Annotated in this window: 18 protein-coding genes and 1 tRNA gene; 8 read left to right on the top strand and 11 right to left on the bottom strand. The window is 65.7% G+C overall.

Going from position 1 to position 21819, the window contains the following annotated elements:
* Positions 1-19: 19 nt before the first annotated feature.
* Both glf and AC4GYS_RS01645 read right to left on the bottom strand, forming a co-directional pair.
* Positions 20-2392, bottom strand: a complete 2373-nt coding sequence (glf, locus tag AC4GYS_RS01650; protein WP_491107374.1) for a UDP-galactopyranose mutase — start codon at positions 2390-2392, stop codon at positions 20-22.
* 161 nt (positions 2393-2553) lie between these two features.
* Entirely contained in the window at positions 2554-2739 is a 186-nt protein-coding gene (locus AC4GYS_RS01645) for a con-10 family general stress protein (protein WP_491107373.1), read from the bottom strand.
* Between the two features lie 163 nt (positions 2740-2902).
* Between AC4GYS_RS01645 and AC4GYS_RS01640 the strand changes: the two genes are divergently transcribed.
* The 3 genes from AC4GYS_RS01640 to mce all read left to right on the top strand — a co-directional run bounded on the left by AC4GYS_RS01640 (position 2903) and on the right by mce (position 5267).
* Positions 2903-4429, top strand: coding sequence for an acyl-CoA carboxylase subunit beta (locus AC4GYS_RS01640; RefSeq protein ID WP_491107372.1), 1527 nt, complete (start codon positions 2903-2905; stop codon positions 4427-4429).
* Positions 4430-4519: 90 nt separating this feature from the next.
* Positions 4520-4807, top strand: coding sequence for a GIY-YIG nuclease family protein (locus tag AC4GYS_RS01635; protein WP_491107371.1), 288 nt, complete (start codon positions 4520-4522; stop codon positions 4805-4807).
* A gap of 40 nt (positions 4808-4847) precedes the next feature.
* Positions 4848-5267, top strand: coding sequence for a methylmalonyl-CoA epimerase (gene mce, locus AC4GYS_RS01630; RefSeq protein WP_491107370.1), 420 nt, complete (start codon positions 4848-4850; stop codon positions 5265-5267).
* A 4-nt stretch (positions 5268-5271) separates the two neighbouring features.
* Here mce and AC4GYS_RS01625 read toward each other — a convergent pair whose 3' ends face one another.
* The 4 genes from AC4GYS_RS01625 to AC4GYS_RS01610 form a co-directional block, all read right to left on the bottom strand.
* The gene (locus AC4GYS_RS01625; protein WP_491107369.1) at positions 5272-5955 is read right to left on the bottom strand and encodes a class I SAM-dependent methyltransferase; all 684 of its coding nucleotides are present in this window, start codon (positions 5953-5955) and stop codon (positions 5272-5274) included.
* A gap of 119 nt (positions 5956-6074) precedes the next feature.
* On the bottom strand, positions 6075-7202 hold the full coding sequence (gene prfB / locus AC4GYS_RS01620) for a peptide chain release factor 2 (RefSeq protein ID WP_491107368.1): 1128 nt from the start codon (positions 7200-7202) through the stop codon (positions 6075-6077).
* Between the two features lie 47 nt (positions 7203-7249).
* Positions 7250-9838, bottom strand: a complete 2589-nt coding sequence (locus tag AC4GYS_RS01615; protein WP_491107367.1) for a penicillin-binding protein 1A — start codon at positions 9836-9838, stop codon at positions 7250-7252.
* A gap of 65 nt (positions 9839-9903) precedes the next feature.
* On the bottom strand, positions 9904-10788 hold the full coding sequence (locus AC4GYS_RS01610; protein WP_491107366.1) for an N-acetylmuramoyl-L-alanine amidase family protein: 885 nt from the start codon (positions 10786-10788) through the stop codon (positions 9904-9906).
* 404 nt (positions 10789-11192) lie between these two features.
* On the opposite strand from AC4GYS_RS01610, the gene AC4GYS_RS01605 reads away from it, so the two are divergent.
* The 4 genes from AC4GYS_RS01605 to AC4GYS_RS01590 all read left to right on the top strand — a co-directional run bounded on the left by AC4GYS_RS01605 (position 11193) and on the right by AC4GYS_RS01590 (position 16794).
* Positions 11193-13811: an Rne/Rng family ribonuclease gene (locus AC4GYS_RS01605; RefSeq protein WP_491107365.1), complete on the top strand. Its 2619-nt coding sequence runs from the start codon at positions 11193-11195 to the stop codon at positions 13809-13811.
* 91 nt (positions 13812-13902) lie between these two features.
* Entirely contained in the window at positions 13903-15264 is a 1362-nt protein-coding gene (locus AC4GYS_RS01600) for a M48 family metalloprotease (protein ID WP_491107364.1), read from the top strand.
* Positions 15261-15977 (top strand): DsbA family protein, encoded by a 717-nt coding sequence (locus tag AC4GYS_RS01595; protein WP_491107363.1) that lies wholly within the window; start codon positions 15261-15263, stop codon positions 15975-15977. The genes AC4GYS_RS01600 and AC4GYS_RS01595 overlap by 4 nt, the downstream gene beginning before the upstream one ends.
* Before the next feature lie 64 nt (positions 15978-16041).
* Positions 16042-16794, top strand: coding sequence for an SMI1/KNR4 family protein (locus AC4GYS_RS01590; protein WP_491107362.1), 753 nt, complete (start codon positions 16042-16044; stop codon positions 16792-16794).
* Between the two features lie 19 nt (positions 16795-16813).
* On the opposite strand, the gene AC4GYS_RS01585 is transcribed toward AC4GYS_RS01590, so the two are convergent.
* Both AC4GYS_RS01585 and AC4GYS_RS01580 read right to left on the bottom strand, forming a co-directional pair.
* Positions 16814-17467, bottom strand: coding sequence for an RlmE family RNA methyltransferase (locus tag AC4GYS_RS01585; RefSeq protein ID WP_491107361.1), 654 nt, complete (start codon positions 17465-17467; stop codon positions 16814-16816).
* The gene (locus tag AC4GYS_RS01580) at positions 17464-18513 is read right to left on the bottom strand and encodes a Ppx/GppA phosphatase family protein (RefSeq protein ID WP_491107360.1); all 1050 of its coding nucleotides are present in this window, start codon (positions 18511-18513) and stop codon (positions 17464-17466) included. The genes AC4GYS_RS01585 and AC4GYS_RS01580 overlap by 4 nt, the downstream gene beginning before the upstream one ends.
* Before the next feature lie 146 nt (positions 18514-18659).
* On the opposite strand from AC4GYS_RS01580, the gene AC4GYS_RS01575 reads away from it, so the two are divergent.
* Positions 18660-18733 (top strand) — tRNA-Gln (locus tag AC4GYS_RS01575).
* A gap of 130 nt (positions 18734-18863) precedes the next feature.
* On the opposite strand, the gene AC4GYS_RS01570 is transcribed toward AC4GYS_RS01575, so the two are convergent.
* From AC4GYS_RS01570 to AC4GYS_RS01560, 3 genes are all read right to left on the bottom strand, one after another.
* On the bottom strand, positions 18864-20081 hold the full coding sequence (locus AC4GYS_RS01570) for a L,D-transpeptidase family protein (RefSeq protein ID WP_491107359.1): 1218 nt from the start codon (positions 20079-20081) through the stop codon (positions 18864-18866).
* Positions 20082-20223: 142 nt separating this feature from the next.
* On the bottom strand, positions 20224-20736 hold the full coding sequence (locus AC4GYS_RS01565) for a response regulator (RefSeq protein ID WP_491107358.1): 513 nt from the start codon (positions 20734-20736) through the stop codon (positions 20224-20226).
* Positions 20737-20892: 156 nt separating this feature from the next.
* A complete protein-coding gene (locus tag AC4GYS_RS01560; protein ID WP_491107357.1) occupies positions 20893-21546 on the bottom strand; it encodes a cell wall hydrolase in 654 nt (217 codons plus the stop codon).
* Between the last annotated feature and the right edge of the window lie 273 nt (positions 21547-21819).

Below are 21819 nucleotides of genomic sequence, written 5' to 3'. Positions count from 1 at the left end.
GAACGGCAGCCCGATCGGCTTACACGGCCACCCGCATCCCTGCGTTCGCCATCAGGCCATTACGCGCCTGATCCATGCGCCGGAAGGTGGCAAGCGCCTGCCCGACGATCTGGTCCATGTTGTAGTAGCGATAGGTCGCCAGCCGTCCCACGAACGTCACGCCGGCCGTGGAGTCGGCGAGCGCCTCGTACTTCTTGAACAGCGACTGGTTTTCCGGTCGGGGGATCGGATAATAGGGGTCACCCTCCGCGGACGGATATTCCAGCGTGATGGTCGTGCGCGGATGCGACTGGCCGGTGATGTGCTTGTATTCGGAGATGCGGGTGTAGGGGATATCCTCCGCAGGGTAGTTGACCGTCCCGACCTCCTGGAACTGCTCCTTGTCCACGGTCGAGTGGACAAAGCGCAACGAGCGGTAAGGCAGCTTGCCGAACTTCCAGTCGAAATATTCGTCGATCGGCCCCGTATAGATGATGTGCGCGGCATCGATCTCGTCCCGCACGTCGCGGAAATCGGTGCCGAGCGACTTTTCGATCAGCGGGTGATCGAGCATCCGCTCGAACATCCGCGTGTAGCCGTGAAGCGGGATGATCTGGTGCTTGTCAGTGAAATAGCGATCGTCGGTGTTGGTCCGCGTCGGGATGCGGGCGGTGACCAGCTTGTCGAGCTCCGACGGATCGAGACCCCATTGCTTGCGGGTATAGCCGCGGAAGAAGAGCTCGTAGAGCTCGCGGCCGACGGCGTTGATGACGACGTCCTCTGAGGTCTGGATGTCGGCCACCGGCTCGGCCCGCGCGGCCAGGAAGGCGGCGGCCTCTTCGTCCGTCTTCAGGCCCGCGTCGAACAGCTTGTTGAGCGTGGTGCGGTTGATCGGGATCGGGACCAGCTGGTCGCGCACGTTGGCGAGCACGCGATGTTCGTACGGCCGCCATTCGGTGAACTGCGAAAGGTAGCTGACGATCTCGTCGGAATTCGCATGGAAGATGTGCGGCCCGTACTTGTGATACAGGATACCGTCGTCGTTCAATTCGTCATAGGCGTTGCCCGCGATATGGTCGCGCTTGTCGATCATCAGCACCCGGGCGCCATGTTGGGTGGCAAGCCGTTCAGCCAGGACCGAGCCGGCAAAGCCGCAGCCGACAATGAGGTAATCATATTTCTTCGACTTCGGGAACGTCGTGGCGTGACTGGCACCGAACGCCGGACGCTCGATCTTGCGGGCGGGTTCGACCACCTGGTCGATCAGGGCGGCCATGCGCGCCTGGGTCGTGTCCCAGCTCATGTCCGCCAACAGCAGGTCCACCTCGGCCAGCCAATTGTCGTCACCTTGGCTGAGCGCCAAGGCGCGATCGCAGGCGGCGATGAACTGCTCCGCCGTCCCCGCGATGCTGACGCCGGCGATCTTTTCGTAGTGCCGCTTCACGTCCTTGATCGGCGTGGAGACCACCGGGCGGCCACCGGCGAGATATTCGGGAGTCTTGGTCGGCGAAATGAAGCGGGTCGCCTCGTTGATGGCGAAGGGCATCAGCGCCACGTCCCAGCCGGACAGGTAGGACGGAAGTTCGTCGTAGCTCTTGCCCCCAAGGTAATGGATATTGTCGCGGCGCGGCAGTTCATCCTCGCTGATCTTCACCACCGGGCCGACCATCACCAGCTGATAGTCCGGACGGGCGTCGGCGACGGCGGCCAGCAGGTCCAGGTCAATCCGTTCGTCGATTACGCCATAGAAACCGAAGCGCGGCTTTCCGATGCCAGCCTGATCCGCCGGGGACCGGTCACCTTCGCGCGCCTTGGCGAAGTGCTTGCGGTCGACCGACGATGGAAACGGATGGACGTTGCCGTGGCGCTTCTTCTTGGCCTCGTACAACGAATAGCCGCCGGTGAAGACGACGTCCGCCGCCTCCAGCAGCTCGCTTTCAAGATTCAGCAATTCCTGCGGCGCGAAGCGGAAGGCGGACAGCTCGTCCATGCAGTCGTAGACAGTCGCGAGCGCATCCAGGTGCCGCGAGAAGGGCAGCATCATCGGCGTGTAGTACCAGCGGATGAACTTGCCGTGCAGCGGCGCGACATAGCCGTCGAGCAGTCCTTTCAGCACCGTTTCCTGGCGCACCGGGTCCAAGCCCTCGGGGATGCGCGGGGTTACGATGGTGATGTTCTCCACGTTCGCGGCGGGGCGGGCGTGCAGCGACGGGCCTTCGCCTGCGGGCGCGGGGATCGGCTCTTCCCAGACCACGACCGGCATCGACCGTGCGAAGCGGTTCATCAGATGCTGCGGCCGCTGGAACACGAATTCCCAGCGGAGATGAGAAAAACAAATCAGGGTGGTCTGGTTGCTGGAGGACGCCGGAACCGGAGCACTTCCTTCACTGGACACGCCGACAAACTCCGACATTCTTCGATACCTCACACATGAATGGCTGTTAATAACGGTTCAACAACAACGGTCCGATTCGAGTTCCCTCGGTCTTTGGTTGGAAACCCAAAGACTTGCCGCACTGCGACAAGGACCCGGTTATGCGCGCTGGACCGAAGGCTCGCGGATCCCGGCGAACGTCAGACCGGCTCGGCCATCCGGTTCCGGGTCGAGCGACCACCTTCGCGGCCCGCGGCTGCGGCCCGCTCGCGATTGTTGGCGAAGTTGCCGCCCGAGGCCTTCCCGCCCTTGCTTGCGATCTCACGCTGCTTGGCTGGATCCATGGCTGCGAAGCCGCGACGGGCGCGGGTAGGTCGTTCCTGCATTTTTCCTCCGAAACGCCCGGGCGGGACGCGCCGGGCGGCAAGGAAACCGACCGACAAGCGAACGGTTCACAAGCTTAACCTTGGTTAGTGTCCGCTTGGACGGATCGTACGCTCTCCCGCCAGCCGTTGACGCGGACGCGCCGCTGGCCGAAAGCCGCTGCCCATGACGACCACGATCGCGGAACTGGAGCGGCGGCGAGAGGCCGCAAGGATGGGCGGCGGACAGAAGCGCATCGACGCGCAGCACGCCAAGGGACGGCTGACCGCGCGCGAGCGTCTGCAGGTGCTGCTGGACGAAGGGAGTTTCGAGGAGGTCGACACCTTCGTCGAGCATAATGCCACCGACTTTGGCATGGCCGAGCAGAAGATTCCGGGCGACGGCGTGGTCACCGGCTCGGGCACGATCAACGGCCGGCTGGTCTATGTCTTTGCTCAGGACTTCACCGTCTTCGGCGGATCATTGTCGGAGCGGCATGCGCAGAAGATCTGCAAGATCATGGACGCGGCGATGCGCAACGGCGCGCCGGTTATCGGGCTGAACGACAGCGGCGGCGCGCGCATTCAGGAGGGCGTCGCCAGCCTCGCCGGCTATGCCGAGGTGTTCCAGCGCAACGTGCTGGCGTCCGGCGTCATTCCGCAGATCAGCTTGATCATGGGTCCGTGTGCGGGCGGCGCGGTTTATTCGCCGGCGATGACCGACTTCATCTTCATGGTGAAGGATTCAAGCTACATGTTCGTCACCGGCCCTGAGGTGGTGAAGACCGTCACCAACGAGGTGGTAACGCAGGAAGAACTGGGCGGCGCGGTGACGCACACGTCCAAGTCGGGCGTCGCCGACGTGGCGTTTGAGAACGACATCGACGCGCTGCTGGCAGCCCGCGAGTTCTTCGACTTCCTGCCTCTTTCGAACCGGATGGAGGTGCCCGAGCGGCCGTCGGCGGACCCTTGGGATCGGGTGGATGAAAGCCTCGACACGCTGATCCCGCCATCGGCCAACCAGCCCTACGATATGCACGAGCTCATCCGGAAGGTCGCCGACGAGGGCGACTTCTTCGAGCTTCAGCCGAACCATGCGGGCAACATCATCATCGGTTTTTGCCGGATCGAAGGGCGCACGGTCGGCGTGGTCGCCAACCAGCCGATGGTGCTGGCGGGCGTGCTGGACATCAACTCGTCCAAAAAGGCGGCGCGCTTTGTCCGCTTCTGCGACGCGTTCGACATTCCGATCCTGACATTCGTTGACGTGCCGGGCTTCCTTCCCGGCGTCGGCCAGGAGCATAACGGCATCATCAAGCACGGCGCCAAGCTGCTGTTCGCCTATGCCGAGGCGACGGTGCCCAAGATCACGGTGATTACCCGCAAGGCCTATGGCGGCGCCTATGACGTGATGGCCTCCAAGCACTTGCGCGGCGACTTGAACTACGCCTGGCCCACCGCCGAGATCGCGGTGATGGGCGCCAAGGGCGCGGTGGAGATCATCTTCCGAGGGAAAACGCCGGAAGAGATCGCCGAGCGCACCGCGGAGTATGAGGAGCGTTTCGCCAACCCCTTCGTGGCGGCGAGCATGGGCTTCATCGACGAGGTCATCATGCCGCACTCAACGCGGCGGCGGGTGGCGTTGGGATTACGCAAGCTGCGGGGGAAGCAGCTGGAGAACCCGTGGAAGAAGCATGACAATATCCTGTTGTAGTTCGTCATTGCGAGCGTAGCGAAGCAATCCAGGCGGCCGGCTGCTTGAATCTGGATTGCTTCGTCGCTTTGCTCCTCGCAATGACGGCGCATGAAGCAGCCTGCAGTCTACATCATGGCCAGCAAGAGAAACGGAACGCTCTACACGGGCCTGACGTCGAACCTCGTGCAGCGTGGTTGGCAACACCGAGAAGGGCTGATCAAGGGCTTCACCCAACGCTACGGATGCAAGCTGTTGGTCTGGTTCGAGGCGCAAGAAACGATGCAAGATGCCATCGTCCGTGAAAAGCAGATCAAGGCGGGTTCTCGATTTGCAAAGAAGAAATTGATCGAAGCGAGCAATCCAGATTGGCGTGACCTCTATCCGGAGATCGTGTGACTGGATTGCTTCGCTTCGCTCGCAATGGCGAGGAAAATAGATGAAACTCGGACGCCTCAATCACATCGGCGTAGCGACACCGTCCATCGAGCGGTCGGTCGCTTTCTACCGCGAGCGCATGGGCGCGGAGCATATCGGAGAGCCGTTTGACCTGCCGGCTCAGGGCGTCCGGGTGTGCTTCGTCGATGCGCCGAACACGCAGGTGGAGCTGATCGAGCCGCTCGGGCCGGAGTCGCCGATCGTGAGGTTCCTCGAGAGAAACCCGGAAGGCGGGCAGCACCACCTCTGTTTCGAGGTGCCGGACATCGAACAGGCGCGCGCCTGGTTCGAAGGGCAGGGTGCGCGCGTACTCGGGCCGACGCGCATCGGGGCGCATGGGACGCCGATCTTCTTCCTCCATCCCAAGGACATGGGCGGGGTGCTGACGGAAATCATGGAGAGCCCGAAGCAGGCTCATTGAGGCGCTAGGCCGAGCCTTCCGTGCATGGCTTGATTGCCGATGGAGCAGGCCGCTCCCCGGCCGGTTTGAACGCCGCGAAATAGCTGTCGCCGCCGGGCAAACGCTGAAAGCGGTCGAGCCGCAGGCCGACCGCCGCGAGCTCGCACTTGAGCCGTTGGGGCGGGATGCCGTGGCGTTTCACCGGGCGGTCGGCATCGACCACGATCACCTCGCCGTCCGGCTTCAGCCCGGTGCGCAGGTTCCACAGAAAGGCATAGGGGTCGGTGACCTCATGATACATATGGACGAGCAGGATCCGGTCGAAGCTGTTGGCGGGGAGCTTGGGATCGGCCGGTTCGCCCAGCCGCACCGCGACATTGTCGAGGCCTTCGCGCTGGACCCGTTGCGACAAGAGCTCGCGAGTGTCGGCGCTGATGTCCTGTGCGAGCACCCGGCCGTCGCGGCCGACGATGGGGGACAGGCGGACGGTGTAATAGCCTTCGCCCGCGCCGACGTCGGCGACCCACATGCCGGGCCTGATGCCGGCCGCTTCGATCACCGCCTCGAACTCGCCGGCCCGGTCGCGCGCGTCTTCGGTCGAAAAGGCGTCCGACACGATCGGCGCCACGTCGCGGCCGGCCGGCGGGAAGGGGGAGGTGGGAGTGGTAGGCCCAACGCGGCAGGCGGTGAGGAGGAGGGTGAGAACCATTCCGCTTGTCCTGAGCGAAGCGCGTAGGCGCGAAGTCGAAGGGCCTCGACGCGAGGCGACGCCCTTCGACTTCGCTGCGCTGCGCTCAGGACGAGCGGGGTCGGGACAAATCGCCATCCCTATTCCACGTCCTCCACCTCGACCTTTTCGCCGGTCACGCGCTGGCTGAGCGCGGAGGCCATGAACCGGTCGAGGTCGCCGTCGAGGACGTCACCTGGCGCCGTTGAGGTGACGCCGGTACGCAGATCCTTCACGAGCTGATAGGGCTGCAGCACGTAGGACCGGATCTGGTGGCCCCAGCCGATGTCGGTCTTGGCCGCCGCACTGGCGTTGGCCTCCGCCTCGCGCTTCTGCAACTCCACCTCGTAAAGCCGGGCCTTGAGCTGCTTCATGGCTTCGGCGCGATTCTTGTGCTGCGAACGCTGGTTCTGACATTGCACGACGATATTGGTCGGAATGTGCGTGATGCGCACCGCGCTGTCGGTCGTGTTGACGTGTTGCCCGCCGGCGCCAGAGGCGCGGTAGGTGTCGATGCGGAGATCGCTTTCGTTGACTTCAATGTCGATGTCGTCGTCGACTTCGGGATAGACCCAGACGGAGGCGAAGCTGGTGTGCCGGCGTGCGGAGCTGTCGTAGGGACTGATGCGGACCAGGCGGTGCACGCCGCTTTCGACCTTCAGGTTGCCATAGGCGTTCTCGCCCTTGATCAGCAGGGTGGCGGACTTGATGCCGGCCTGTTCCCCGGCGTGGAAATCGATCAGCTCGACCTTCATCCCGTGCCGCTCCGCCCAGCGGGAATACATGCGCTGCAGCATTCCGGCCCAGTCCTGGCTTTCGGTGCCGCCAGCGCCCGAATTCACCTCGACATAGCTGTTGTTGGCGTCAGCCTCGCCGGCCAGCAGAGCGGCGACCTTGTCGCGCTCGGCCCGCTCGGCAAGCTCGGCGAGCGCCCGGACCCCATCGTCGACCAGCGCGTCGTCGCCCTCCAGTTCCGCCATTTCGATCAGCTCGGCCGTGTCCTTGAGCTCGGTCTCCAGCTTGCGGGTGGCGCCGATCGCCTCTTCCAGCCGGCGGCGTTCGCGCATGACCTCCTGCGCGGCTTTGGGATCGTCCCACAGCGTGGAATCCTCGACCTTCGCGTTGAGCTCTTCCAACCGCTTCAGCGCGCGGTCCCAATCGAGGAAGCGGCGCAGCAGCTGGGTCGCGGCGTTGATCTGGTCGATATGGGCCTGCGCTTCGGCGCGCATGTGAGATCCTTTTGTGTCAGACCTGCGAACGGCAGGTCCGACCGGCCCTAGTAGACCCCACCCTGCCTCTGCAAGAAGTCGTCTTGCGCCGGCGCCGGTTGCGGCGCGCTGGGAGCGGGTCGCGGCCGGGGGCGCGGGGCGGCGGCCGTACGCCGGGCGGGGCGAGAAGCCGCCACCGCCGGCCGCTCCACGTCCTCGCCTGACGAGGCGCGGCGGATGGAGCGCCGCGGCTCGGTCTCCGGCTTGAAGGCTTCCCAGATTACGGCGGACTTCGGATCTTCAGTGGTCGGGAAGGTGCCGAACACCCGCCGGCCGCTGTTGCGATCGATGCGGACCATGCGGATGCCGCGCGGCGCGACGAACGGTGTCGGCGGCACGTCCTTGAACGCGGCCTGCGCAAACTGCTTGAAGATCGGCGCCGCAATGCGGCCACCCTGGGCGGCACCACCCATGGAGCGCGGCTGATCGTAGCCAAGGTAGGTACCGGCGACGATGTCGGGCGTGCCGCCGACGAACCAGACGTTGGTCGGTCCCGAGGTAGTGCCAGTCTTGCCGAACAACGGGCGATTGAGGTCGCGCAACACCGTCGCCGTACCGCGTTCGACGACGCCGGTCAGGATATGGACCATCTGGAAGGCTGCCTGCGGATCGAGCACCTGGCGCGAGCGCGAGGGTGGCCGCGGCATGGCCCCGCCATCCCAGTCGCGGGCGTTGCAATTGCCCATCACCTCACACCGGTTGTCGGCACGGAAGATGACCTTGCCGTTGCGATCCTGGATATAGTCGATCAGGCTGGGCGAGGTCGCCCGGCCATGGTTGGCAAGAATGGCGTAGGCGTTGGTGAGCTTCATCACCGTGGTGTCGCCGGCACCGAGCGCGATCGACAGATAGTTGGGGTAGTCGCCGACCCCCAGCTTGCGTGCGGCGTCGGTAATCTTGGGCATGCCGGTCTGCGACGCCGCGCGAACGGTCATCAGGTTGCGCGACTGTTCCACGCCCCAGCGCATGGTCTTGGCGCCATAATAGCGGCCGTCGAAGTTGCGGAAGCATTTGTTGCCAAGGCCGGCGCCCTGCCACACGCAGAAGGGCGCATCGGGGATGATGCTGGCCGGGGTCATCCCGTTCTCAAGTGCCGCTTCGTAGACGATCGGCTTGAAGGTCGAGCCGGGCTGGCGCAACGCCTGGGTCGCGCGATTGTACGAAGATCCCCGCGCATCGAACCCGCCCTGCATTGCGAGCACGCGGCCGGTGCGGACTTCCTGCGCGACGAAGCCGCCGCCGATCTCCGGAATGGAGCGCAGCGCATAGCTGCTGGTGCCGAGCTGCTTGACGATGATGATCATGCCGGGCCGAAGGTGGCTGAAGGCCGACCCGCCGACCCCGCGCTTGGGCTGCTGCGCGGCTGAGGCCGGCAGAGTGCCGGTCGAGCCATCGTCGAACCCGATGCGCGCAGTTCCGCCGCTTTTGGACAGCACCACCGCCTTGCGCCAATCGGGGAAGCCCGTGCCAACAGGCGTACGATCCAGTTCGGCGCGCCAGTCGCCATCGACGTCGACCGACTTTTCGATGTCGCGCCAGCCCCGTCCGCCGTCGAACTTCGCGAGGCCTTCACGCAGTGCTTCGGCGGCAGCGTCCTGCATCTTGGGGTCCATGGAGGTGCGGACCCACAGCCCGCCGGCATAGACGCTATTCGGCCCGGCCTCGGCGTTTTCCCCGAACCGCTTCAACAGGTCGCGCCGGACCTCTTCCATGAAATAGCCGCCCTGCTCGCGGAACTTCACGTTCGAGCCATAGGGAATGGTGCCGAGCGGAGTCGCCGAGGCGGCGGCGGCCTGGCTGTCCGTGATGTAGCCGTTGTCCGCCATTTCCCGCAGCACATAGTTGCGGCGGTCGAGTGCCCGCTGGGTCGCGCGAACCGGATCATAGTTGGACGGCGCCTTGGGCAGAACCGCGAGATAGGCGGCTTCGGGCAGCGTCAGATCGGCCACGTCCTTGTCGAAATAGGCCCGCGACGCCGCCTGCACGCCATAGGCGTTCCGGCCGAGGAAGATCTGGTTGAAATAAAGCTCGAGGATCTGCTCCTTGCTGAGCGTCGATTCCAGGCGAAAGGCGAGGATCGCCTCGCGCACCTTGCGGCTGACGGCGTAGCTGGAGTCCTGAAGCAGCGCTTTCGCCACCTGCTGGGTGATGGTCGAGCCGCCGCGGGCCCGGCCGCCCCCCGTCGCCTTCTTGGTCACGAAGTCGCCGACCGCGCCGATCAGGCCCGGGTAGTCGATGCCGCCGTGGCTGAAGAAGGTCTTGTCCTCCGCCGCGATGAAGGCGTTGATGACCAGCGGCGGATATTCGTCGAAACTCAGCTCGACGCGCCGTTCGCGCGCGAAGGTCTGGACCGGCTGGCCATCGTAGCCGCGCACGTTGGACGGCAGCGGCGGTTGGTAGGCCAGCAGCGTCTGGCTGCTTGGCAGGCCAGAGGCGAAGACCACCCAGACGAGGATGAATGCGAAATAGCCAAGCACGCCCAGCCAAGCCGCTCGGCGAAGCCATTTATTGGCCCACAGCGAGTGCAGCCGATCGGCGATGCGGTGGTGGCGCTCCATCCATTGCGGGGTCGGCGGCGGTGAGGCAACGGCGTCCATCGCGGCCCATCTACCCGTTCGCGCCGCAAGGTCCAAGCTTTGAAACTACGTTTGCCTTCAGACGATTAGCGGCGAGTAAGCGCCGTTTCCGTTTCGATCGCCTGCGTCAGCGCTTCGACGATGCGGCGGCGCTGCGCTGGATCGCGCAACATGGCTTCATCCTCGGCATTGGTGAGGTAGCCCATCTCGAACAGCACGGCCGGCGCCCCGGACTGACGCAGCACCCGGAAAGCGGCGAAGCGATGCGGCTCGGGCCGAAGTTCCAGGTGGCGGCCGGCGCTCCGCAAAAGCCGCACGGCGAAATCGGCCGACCCCGCCATGGCGTCGCGTGCGGCAAGGTCGGCCAGCAATCCGCGCACGCTGGCATCCGGCGATGTCGAGACCGCCGAACCGCCCTGCGCTGCCGCCATTCGCGCGGCATCGACGTCCGAGGCAACGTCTGACACGGAATAGACTGTCGCTCCGCGAGCCGAAGGGGTGCTGCCGCTGTCGGCGTGGAGCGAGATGAACAGGTCGGCGCCCAGGCGGCGGGCGATCTCCGCCCGCTGCCCCAGTTCGAGCGTCTGGTCGCCGTCACGGGTCAGCGCAACCCGCACTCGGCCCCGGGTGGCGAGCCGGGCGCGCAGCTCGCGGGCGACGAGCAGGGTCAGTTGCGCTTCCTTGATGGTGCCCGACGCGCCGCTTGCGCCAGGATCGCGGCCGCCGTGGCCAGGGTCGATCACGACCAGCGGTCGACCGGGGACGCGGGCTTCCGTCACTCGAACATTGGCCAGGCTTTCGGGCAGGCCGACCGTCATTGCCCCGGTCCGCGCCTCGCCCAGCACCCCACGGTCAGCGCCTGAGCGGGCACCCGACGGGTTGGAAAGAACGACAATGACCGACAGGCACAGCAGCAATGCCGCGCCCGCCAGTGATAGCTGTCCCGTTCGCGTTCCCCACCAGCCCGGCATGGCGACGAGCTTAGGCCAGTTCGGCGCGCGCTTGAAGCGGCCTGTTCGGCGGTGGGACGGCGCGCTTCCCTAAGGACGCGGCGCGCTGGTTGCGGCGGTGAAAGGACAATGCTAGGCCCGCTCTGTCCGGCGGATTTCTCGTCCGGGCTTTGCCGGGACCAACTCTTTTTGTGGTTTCCGGTTGTTTTCAGGTTGACGCTGCATGACGCCAAAGATCGCCCGCTTCGCGCTCCTTACAGAGCACGACGGTGCGTCTCTCCCGGCAATTCCCGGGGGGCAGCAGGCAGCAGAGGCACATTCCATCATCATCCTTCCCGGCGCCCGCGGTCCATCCGCGCCCGCGCTGGACAGAGCACGCGCGCGCCGCTTGGGCCCGCCCGCCGCGCGCGCCCGGAGACAATTTCATGACCATGCGCATGCTGATCGACGCGCGCCACCCGGAAGAAACCCGGGTCGCGGTCGCCAAGGGTAACCGGATCGAGGAATTCGATTTCGAATCCGCCGAGCACAAGCAGCTCAAAGGCAACATCTATCTCGCCAAGGTCACCAGGGTCGAACCGTCGCTGCAGGCGGCGTTCGTCGATTATGGCGGCAATCGCCACGGCTTCCTGGCCTTCAGCGAAATCCACCCGGACTATTACCAGATTCCGCTGGAGGACCGTCAGGCCCTGCTGCGTGAGGAGGCGGAGCACGCCGCCGAAGAGGAGCGTCTGCGCGCCGAGGCCGACGACCTGGAACCGATCGACGGCCATCACGAGGATGACGGTACCGACGACCGCCCCGAGGAGATGGGCAACGGCGACGACGACGGGGAAGACTTCGACGAGACGCAACCAGAGGAAGGGTCCGGCGACCGAAACAGCGCCCGCTCGCGCCGCCGTGCCGCCGACGAGGCCGCGGAGGAGCTGCGCCGCAAGCGCCAGAACCTGCGCCGGCGCTACAAGATCCAGGACGTAATCCATCGCCGGCAGGTGCTGCTGGTCCAGGTCGTCAAGGAAGAGCGCGGCAACAAGGGTGCGGCGCTGACCACATACCTGAGCCTCGCCGGCCGTTACTGCGTGCTGATGCCCAACACCTCGCACGGGGGCGGGATCAGCCGGAAGATCTCCAACGGCGCGGACCGCAAGCGGCTGAAGTCGATCATGGCCGAACTGAAGCTGCCGAGCAGCATGGGCCTGATCGTGCGCACCGCCGGGCTGCAGCGGACCAAGACGGAGATCAAGCGCGACTTCGATTATCTCGCCCGGCTGTGGGACGAAGTGCGCGAAAACACGCTGAGCTCCAGCGCTCCGGCACTCATCTACCGCGATAGCGACCTGGTGAAGCGCGCCATCCGCGACCTTTATCATCGCGAGATCGACGAGGTGCTGGTCGAGGGTGAGGACGGCTACAAGGCTGCGCGCGGCTTCATGAAGCTGCTGATGCCAAGCCACGTCCGCCGGGTGCAGCAGCACACGGAATCGACGCCGCTGTTCCAACGCTATGGCGTCGAGGATCAGCTTGGCGCGATGTACCAGCCGGTGGTCCAGCTGAAGAGTGGCGGTTACCTGGTCATCAATCCGACCGAAGCGCTGGTATCCATCGACATCAATTCCGGGCGTTCGACCCGCGAGCACAACATCGAACAGACCGCGTTCGCGACCAACATGGAAGCGACCCACGAGATCGCTCGTCAGCTGCGCCTGCGCGACATGGCGGGCCTGGTCGTGATCGACTTCATCGACATGGAACAGAACGGCCATGTTCGTAAGGTCGAGAAGGCCATGAAGGAGGCGCTGAAGAACGATCGCGCCCGCATTCAGGTCGGCCGCATCTCGGGCTTCGGGCTGATGGAGATGAGCCGTCAGCGCTTGCGCACGGGCGTGCTGGAAGCCTCCACCAAGGCTTGCCCGCATTGTGAGGGCACGGGCCTTATGCGCACCGCCTCGTCGGCGGGCCTCCAGGCCTTGCGCATGCTGGAGGACGAAGCGGCTCGGGGCCGGGGCGAGCGGGTCTGCCTGCGCGCCGGTCGCGAGGCGGCGATCTATGTCCTCAACAAGAAGCGGGCCGAGCTCGCCGACCTTGAGGCGCGCTACGGCGTAATGGTCGAGGTGCTGGTCGACGAAAGCTTCGAAGGTGCACGGATGAGCGTAGAGAGCTCCGGCCCGCGCCCGGTGGCTCCGCCGCGTCCGCTCGCAGCCGCGCAACCGGTCGAGCATGAACCCGAGATCGACGAGATCGAGGAGTTCGAGGACGACGAGGAGTTCGAGGCGGAAACCGGCGAGCGGGAAGATGGCGTCGGCCCCGAAGGCCACGGCGAAGGCGAAGAGCGCAACGGTCGCCGCCGCCGCCGTCGCCGTCGCGGTGGACGAGGCCGCAGCCGTCGCGACGAGGAGCTGGGCGAACAGTCCGAGCAGTCCGAGCAGTCCGAGCAAGTCGATCGGCCGGAGGAGTCGGAGCAGCCCGAGGCGATCGAGGACGGATCGGACGAGGACAGCCGCCGCGGGCGCCGTGGCCGCCGCGGTGGTCGTCGCCGGCGCGGCGAGCGCGAACGGTTGGACGGCGAGCGCGAGGTTTCGGACGAGCCGGCCGAGCTTCCGTCTCCGGACGAGGCGCCGATGAAGGAGCCGGTGCCATCGGAAGATCCGTCGCCCGAAACGGTGGCGGCCGTGCCCGAGCCTCAGCCCGAGGCCGGCGAGGAGAAGCCGAAGGCTCGCCGCCGTCCCCGCTCGCGCAAGGCGCAGGCCGATGCGGCCGAGCAGCCCGTGGCCGAAGCGGCTCCAGCCGAGCAGCCCGCGCCGGAAGTGACGGCCGACGACACCGCTGCCGCCGAAACTCCGGTCGAAAAGCCCAAGCGTCGGACCCGGGCGCGCAAGCCCAAGGCCGAGCCGGTCGAGCAAGCGCCGGTCGAGGACGCTGAGGCGGTGGAGGCCCCGGCCGACGCGGAAACCGTGGCGTCGGAGACTTCGCCGGAAGCCAGCAACGATACGGCCGAACCCGGCGCTTCGCCGCGCCGCGGATGGTGGCAGCGCACGTTCGGCTAAGGATTCGCCGCACCTCCCTGTGGACACGGTTCACGGGGAGGTGCAGCGGATTTTCACCTCCCGTTCAGCCCGGGGCGGAGAGAGCGTCGACATGCGACGCGTGACCAACCTTGTCCGCTGGCTGATGCTCGCGCTGGCGCTTGCCACCGCTGCCGCCCAGCCTGCCGCTGCCCAGTCGCTCCTGCGCGACAGCGAAACCGAGCAGCTGTTCAACGACCTGTCGAAGCCGCTGATCGAGGCCGCCCAGCTCGATCCCAAAACGGTCAAGGTCGTGCTGGTCAACGACAATGAAATCAACGCCTTCGTGGCCCAGGGACAGGTGGTCTACATCCATACCGGCCTGCTGGTGGCAGCGGATAACGCCAACCAGCTGCAGGGCGTGATCGCGCACGAGCTTGGGCACGTCGCCGGCGGCCATTCGATCCGCATGTACGACGGCGTGAAGAAGGCCGGCATGATCCAGATCCTGAGTCTGGTGCTGGGAGGACTGGCGATGGCGGCGGGGGCGGGCGAGGCCGCGATGGGTGCAATGGCGCTGGGGCAGGCCGCGGCGCAGAGCAGCTTCCTGTCCTTCACGCGCGCCCAGGAAAACACCGCCGACCAAGCCGGGGCGGCGTATCTCAGTAAGGCGGGCATGAGCGGGCGCGGCAGCCTCGACTTCTTCAAGAAGCTGCAGAATCAGGAATTCCGTCTCGCCGTTTATGCGACCGACAGCTACGACCGCACCCACCCGCTGTCGTCCGAGCGCATCAATGCGCTGCGCCAATCCTATGAGCGCGATCCCGCATGGAACCGGCCGACCGACCCGAAGCTGGAAGCGCGCTACCAGCGGGTCCGGGCCAAGCTCGTCGGCTACATCTCCGACCCGCAGATGGTGCTGGCGCGCTATCCGGAAAGCGACAAGTCGGTGCCCGCGCATTATGCGCGGGCCTATGCCTACCACCGGCAGGCCTATCGCGACCGCGCGCTGGGGGAGGCCGACGCCTTGCTCGCGACGGCGCCGAACGACCCGTATTTCCTGGAGCTGAAGGGGCAGGTGCTGCTCGAATCCGGGCGCCCGCAGGATGCGATCGAGCCGCTGCGGCGCGCCGTCGCGGCCGCGCCTGACATGCCGATGATTGCTGCCATGCTGGGCCATGCGCTGATCGCGACCGAAAGCCGCGCCAACTTCCCTGAGGCGGAAAAGGTGTTGAAGGCCGCGGTCAACCGCGACAACGACAATCCGTTCGCCTGGTATCAGCTGGGTGTGATCTACGACCGCAAGGGAGATATCGCCCGCGCGGCCCTGGCCACTGCCGAACGCTTCAACCTCCAAGGCAATCCCAAGCTTGCGCTGGTCAGCGCCGAGACCGCCATGCGCGGCATCCCGGCGGGAACGCCGGACTATCTTCGCGCGCAGGATATCGCCATGGTCTCGCGCGAAGAAGTCAAGAAGGACAAGAAGAACAAGTGAGCGAGGGGAAAAGCGGATCGTCCTTGGGCACGGCGATCCTCGGGGGTGTGATCGGGGTTGTGCTGACGCTGATTATTCTGGTCGGCGCCGCCCGGCTCGGCATCACGGATCGCTTCGTGCGCGAGGCCATGAACCGCAATCCGGAAATCCTGGTGGAGACTGCCGACGCCTTGCGCGAGAAGCAGTTCGAACCGGCGCTGCGGGCGCGCCGCGCCGCGCTGGAAACGCCGTTCGGTTCATCGTGGGAAGGATCGGCCAACCCGGATGTGACCCTGGTCGAATTCTACGACTATGCCTGCGGTTACTGCAAGGCGAGCCTGCCGGTTCTCGACCGCTTGGTGAAGGAGGATCCGGGCCTGCGCGTGGTGTACCGCGAGTTCCCCATCCTTGGGCAGAATAGCGAGGCAGCGGCCAGGATGTCGCTGACCGCGAGCAAGGCCGGGCGGTTCATCCAGTTCCACGACGCGCTCTATGCCGCCGGTCGTCCCTCGCCGGACACGCTGGCCAAGGCCGCGGCGGCCGCCGGGATTCCGCAGGCGATCCCGAGCAGTGCGGAGATCGACGCCGAACTGCGCCGCAATTTCCAGATCGCGGGTGAGCTTGGCGCGAACGGTACCCCGCTGTTCATCGTCGGCAACAAGGTGCTGAACGGCGCCGTCGGCTATGAAGCCTTGAAGCAGGCGATCGCGGACGCGCGGGCAGCCAAGGGCTAAGCTCCAGAACGAGTGGGCTTGCCTCTTTCGGCTCTTGTTAAGGTCTCGGCATTAGCCCGGGACCATGGCTGACCTGACCGACGAACTCCTGCAAAGAATTGCTGCACGGGCGCAGGATCCCTCGCGCCGCTACCTGATGGCCGCGGACGACGAAGCACGGGTGGAACTGCCGGTCGAGGAAATCGAGCAGCGCGAAGAGGCATGGACCCGGCGAAATCTTCTCCGGTCTGCCGAGGCCAGCGGTGAGCCGATGTCGAGCGAAGATATTGAGCGCCACATGGACGAGTGGCGTGCGAGCCGCGACACCGCCCGGCTCGCTATGGAGGCGCAGATGCGCGCCTGGGGGCAGGTCCCGCCAAAAACCCAAAGCTTCATCGAGACCGAAGCCTATGTTCGATCGTCATCCGAGCCGGCGGGGGCCAAACCGCTCCAGCCGCCTCCCTCGGCGGCGGGCGACTGGCAGGCGCTCGAGCAAGTTGTCGGCCGTCCCATTCCGGAGGATATCAAGCGGCTCTACACGATTGCGGACGGGGGGTTCGGTCCTGGCTTCACGGGTCTCAACCCCGTGCAACTCATCGGACGCTCTTGCGAGGACTTTCGCCGACGCGGGCCGGACTATTGCGGCACCGTCGTCTATCCGGCCAGCTTCATCCCGCTCGCCACCGAGCATCTGGATTATCATTATGATCTGGAAACGGGCCGTATCATTTCGAGCAACCAGAATTGGGAGAATGATGGGCTCGAGGCCGAGGATATCTACGACATCGCGTTCCAGAGCCTTGCGCAGATGATGGAGGACTGGCTGGCGCGCAGCTGAGATCGACGCGAACCTCGGCTCAGTCCTGCGGCTCGGCGCGGCCCTTGAAGCCCTGCGCCACGACATACCATTCGCTGGAGCCTTTGCGGCTGGCGGGCGGCTTGGCATGCTTGACCGTCGTGAAGTGCTGCTTGAGCTGTGCCAGCAGTTGATTGTCGGTGCCCCCGGCCAGCACCTTGGCGACATAAGCGCCACCCGGCTTCAGCACATCGACCGCGAACTCCAGGCCTAATTCGACGAGCGCCATGGTGCGGAGATGGTCGGTCTGCGGGTGCCCGACCGTGTTCGCGGCCATGTCGGACAGGACGAGGTCTGCCGGCCCGCCCAGCGCATCCTTCAGCCTGGCCTCCGCCTCATCGTCGTTGAAGTCCATTTGCAGAATGGTGACCCCGTCGATGGGATCGGTCGGCAGCAGGTCGATGCCAGCAACCGCTGCCGCCGGCACCCGCCTGCGCACCACCTGACTCCATCCGCCGGGTGCGATGCCGAGGTCCACGACCGTCCTGACGCCCTTCAGCAGCCCGAACTTTTCATCCAGCTCGAGGAGCTTGTAGGCGGCTCGGCTGCGATAGCCTTCCGCCTTGGCGCGCTTGACATAAGGGTCGTTCAACTGCCGCTCGAGCCACTTGGTGGACCCGACCTTGCGCCCCTTGGCGGTCTTGATGCGCTTCAAAGGACGTAGCCGTCGCGCGCCATCAGGCTGCGCAGGATGCCTTCTCGGATGCCGCGGTCGGCGACCCCCAGTTGTTCGGCCGGCCAGATGTCGATGATCGCCTCCAGGATGGCACAGCCGGCGACGACGAGATCGGCCCGCTCCGGCCCGATGCAGGGCAGGGAGGCGCGGTCGGCGAACTCCATCTCGGCAATCGCGGTGCTGATGTCGCGCATGGCGCCGATCGGGACATGAAGTCCGTCCACCGCGCGACGGTCGTAACTTGGCAGGGCCAGATGGACCGAGGCGAGGGTCGTGACGGTGCCAGAAGTTCCCAGCAGCCGGATGTTGGTCTTGTCTGCCGGCAGCAGCTCGGCGAACCTCGCAAAGGCATGGCGCGCCCGTTCGCGCATGCGACCGAAAGCGGCAACGCGGTCGGGTCCCTCGATCGCTTCACGGCCTTCGCTTTCGGTGAGGGACACGACTCCCCACGGCGCGCTCCACCAGGCCTTGATCCGCGGCGGTTCGTCGTCCCCGCCCGGTTCAACCAGCACCAATTCGGTCGAACCGCCGCCGATGTCGAAGATCAACGCAGGTCCATCGCCCGGGCCGAGCAGTTTGTGACAGCCCAATACCGCCAGCCGCGCCTCTTCCTGCGGCGGAATGATCTCCAGGACCACGCCGGTTTCATGCCGCACCCGATCGATGAAATCCCGGCCATTGGCGGCGCGGCGACAGGCCTCGGTCGCTACCGACCGGGCGAGACTAACGCGCCGACGCTTGAGCTTGTCGGCACAAATGCCGAGGGCGTCGACCGCCCGATCCATCGCGTCCTGACTCAGGCGACCGCTGGTCGCCAGCCCCTCGCCAAGGCGAACGATCCGGGAAAAGGCGTCGACCACGGTGAAGCCGCCTTCGGTGGGACGAGCGACCAGCAGCCGGCAGTTGTTGGTGCCAAGATCGATGGCCGCATAGGTGTGGCGACTGGATCCGCGACAGCCTGTCTCGTCGGTGGCCGCTTGCTGGCCGACGTGGCCAAGCGGCGCGCTGGCGGCAAACTGCGCCATCTTGCATCGCCCAATCTTATCTTCACCGCTGCCCGGCTTGAGTCGGGAAAACGGCTGACTTGGCGGCGGTTTAACCGGAAGTTGGCTCCGGCTGCAAGTTGACAGGGGTGGCGGGTCAACCTAGTTGGCAGCCCGCAAGCCCAAGCTGCCCGATCGTCTAATGGTAAGACTACGGACTCTGACTCCGTCAATCGTGGTTCGAATCCACGTCGGGCATCCATCTTCAGGCGCTGAACCCAAGAATTAGCTGGCCGATCGGCGCGGTTCGACGGCTGACTTGCCCCCTTTAAGTTCACGACAAATGCCGCAAATCCAGGTCGCTGGGCGGCGAGTGTGTCGGACCGCTCGACTTACCAAGCTGCCAACCGCGTCGCGCTTGCCCGGTCCAAGCCATAGATGTCGTCGGCCATCGTCAATTCCCCGCCCTCGGGTCGCACCGTGAGGTAGGTGATATAGACTGGCACCGGCTGGGGCAGGGCGACCTGCTGCTCCGGCGCGGAGCCTGCCGCGACCGGCTCGCGGCCCAGCAGCCATCGACCAAGCGTAGCGGCATCCTCCAGCCGGACGCAGCCCGAGCTTGCAGTGCGGGTGCCAAGCTTGAACAGCTCCTTGTCCGGGGTGTCGTGCAGATAGATCCCGTGCCGGTTGGGAAAAGCGAACTTCATCGCGCCCATCATGTTGCCGGCGCCGGGGCGCTGGCGAAGGCGAAGCTCGGTCCGGCCATCGGCAACCGCTTTCCAGTCGGTCGCCGAGGCATCGAGAACCGCGGCATTCGCATCCCAACCGGACAGCGCTTCATAGCCCTTGGCGCGAAGGTAGGATTCGCCGCCGCGCAACACGGCAGGCGCAATGTTGCGGCGGACCAGGTCGACGGGCACGTTCCAATAAGGGTTGAGCGTCGCATGGCTGATCGTGCCGGCGATCAGCGGCGTGGGCATCTCGGCTTTGCCGACCACGACGCGCATGGTGCCGACGGCCCGTTCGCCCTCCATCATCCACAGTCGCTGACTGGCGAGATCGACCAGCACGAACCGGCCGCGGCCTGGAAGCGCGCGCGCGCGGTCGGCATTGGCAAGGATTTTCACCTTGAGCGCGGCGTCGGTGGTGGTCGACGCAGCCGCGCGCAGCTGGGAATAGATCGGATTCACTGCGGCGATCCGCTCGATATGCTCGTCGAGGGACGGAGCCGATGCTAGCTCGGAGAGTATTGCCGCAGGGGTGGGGATGCGTGGTGCAAGCGCCGGATCGGCGTAGATCATTCCCGCGCTGGGCCAATGCAGCGCCTGGACGTAGAGCACCCAGGCCGACGACAGCAGACGCTCCGCCTCCCGCACGGCAGCGGGCTCGCCGGTCGCGGCGCGCTCGGCAGCCGTGTGCGCTGCGTTCGCCAATTGCGGACCTTGGGCAAAGCCGTCGAGCGGCGCCTGTCGCAGCGTTGCCAGCAGACGACGGACAGCAGGGCCGTCGGCGCCGTCGCGCAGCCACAGCGGGCGCTCACCGCGCGCCGTGGCGAAGCGGTCCACCGCATAGGCAGGGGCGAGGCTGGACGCATTGATAGCCCGTGGCATGGCTGCAGCAGGCACTGTCAACAACAGCGCAGCCAGCATCGCCGCGGGGCGGAGCGGCTTGGAGATCAGAGTGGTGAAGCGACCGGACATCATCGGGTTAACGAGCCACTAACCCTTTGGCTCCGGCCGATAGTGTCTCGGCTTAGTGCGCCATCCCGGTGATCCATTGCCCCAGACGCCGCGACAAGGACCGGCGCGCAGGCACGATCACGTCCTGAGTGTGAGAATGCTCGGCCTCGTCGTCCGGCGTTTCATAGAGCGTGAAATTGGCCGGCATGCGCGGCCGCAAGGTTTCCCGCCCGCGCATCATGTCTTCGGCCATGGCGATCGTGCGGTGGACGTCCTCGCCGGTGAAAGGCTTGAGCAGACAACCAAGCGCCAGGTCCGGCATTGAGAAGGGTGGTGCTTTTCCGCTGACGAACAGGCAGGGAATGCCGGCGTCGTTCAGCCGGGCGGCGACCGAGAAGCCGGTCGAACCGCGCGCCAGATGGAGGTCGATCAAGGCAAGGTCAGGCTGCTCGGCGTCGGCAACCGACAAGGCGCCGGCAAAATCCTCGGCCGTGCCGACAACCCGGTAACGCGGGTTGTCCTCAACCAGATATTTCAGGGTGGAGGCGAGTTGCCGGTCGTCCTCCACAATCATGATCTTCAGCATGACGCTTCCCTCCCCAGGGCTGGCCGTGGCCTGTGGATAAGGTTGCGCAACCGAACCGTTCTGCGAATCCCCGCGTTACGAGATTATCGACCAGTGGAATCCGGCGGGCGGCGAGCCGAGTGGCGTCATGCCGTCGACCGCCGCCGGGTAAACAGGTTAAGCGCGATAGAAGATGTGCGCGCCGATTTTCTCGACCCGGCTCAAGCGGCGGCCCCAGACGGGCGCAACATAATCGGCATGGTACCACAGCACGTCATCGGGAAGCGTGTCGGCCAGCCGTTGCTTGGCGATGCGGGTGATGGCCTGGGCATAAGCCCACGACGGACTGGCCGTATTGACCCGCGGAAACTGGCCCGCCCGCACGAAGCTGAACTGCCACGGTTGCTTCACCACCGCGCAATAGCTCGACGGATAGCGGCCCGAGTATGCCCGGTTCATCACCACCTCGGCAACCGCCAGCTGGCCGTCAAAGCCCTCGCCCCGCGCCTCGAAATAAACGGCGGTCGCGATGCAGTTTTCTTCTTCGTTAAGCGCCGCGCCCGTCATGTTGGCCCAAACCAACGGCCACAGGGCGGTGTGGCTCACCGGCTGGGAAATCGCTGCCACTGGCTGCGCTGCTGGCCGCGGCGCGACCGTCACAACCGCCGGCGTGGGCCGGGGGAGGGCGACGCTGGCGCTGGCAGTACCGGCCGCGACCGGAGTTGCATTGATGGTGGAAACCTGCGCGCTGGCGCCGCTGGAGGCGCCGATCGCAAGAATGCAGGCAGCAGCAATAGCCGACGCACCGCCGGCACCGAAAAATCGGGTCATCTAGTCTTTCACACTTTGCGGCCAAGGCCGGACGCGCGAGATACTCGTTGGCGCCGATCTGTCGGCGCGCTCGCGGTCGGTCCCTTGTCCGTCTGGGTCTGAAGCCGGCTCGACGCCCGGCTTCATCGCTGTCGTTAACTTGTGAAAGCCGAGATACGGACCCTCAACGCAAGCGCAACCCAACCGCGGTTGAACCGGTTGAGTCGCAGGATGAAACGAAGGAACAATTCCCTTTTCGGGACAGAGGCTTAGATGGACCGACCCGCTCGGTCG

This window comes from Sphingomonas sp. SP1 (assembly GCF_058313395.1).
This window is presented reverse-complemented; position numbering and strand designations above follow the sequence as displayed.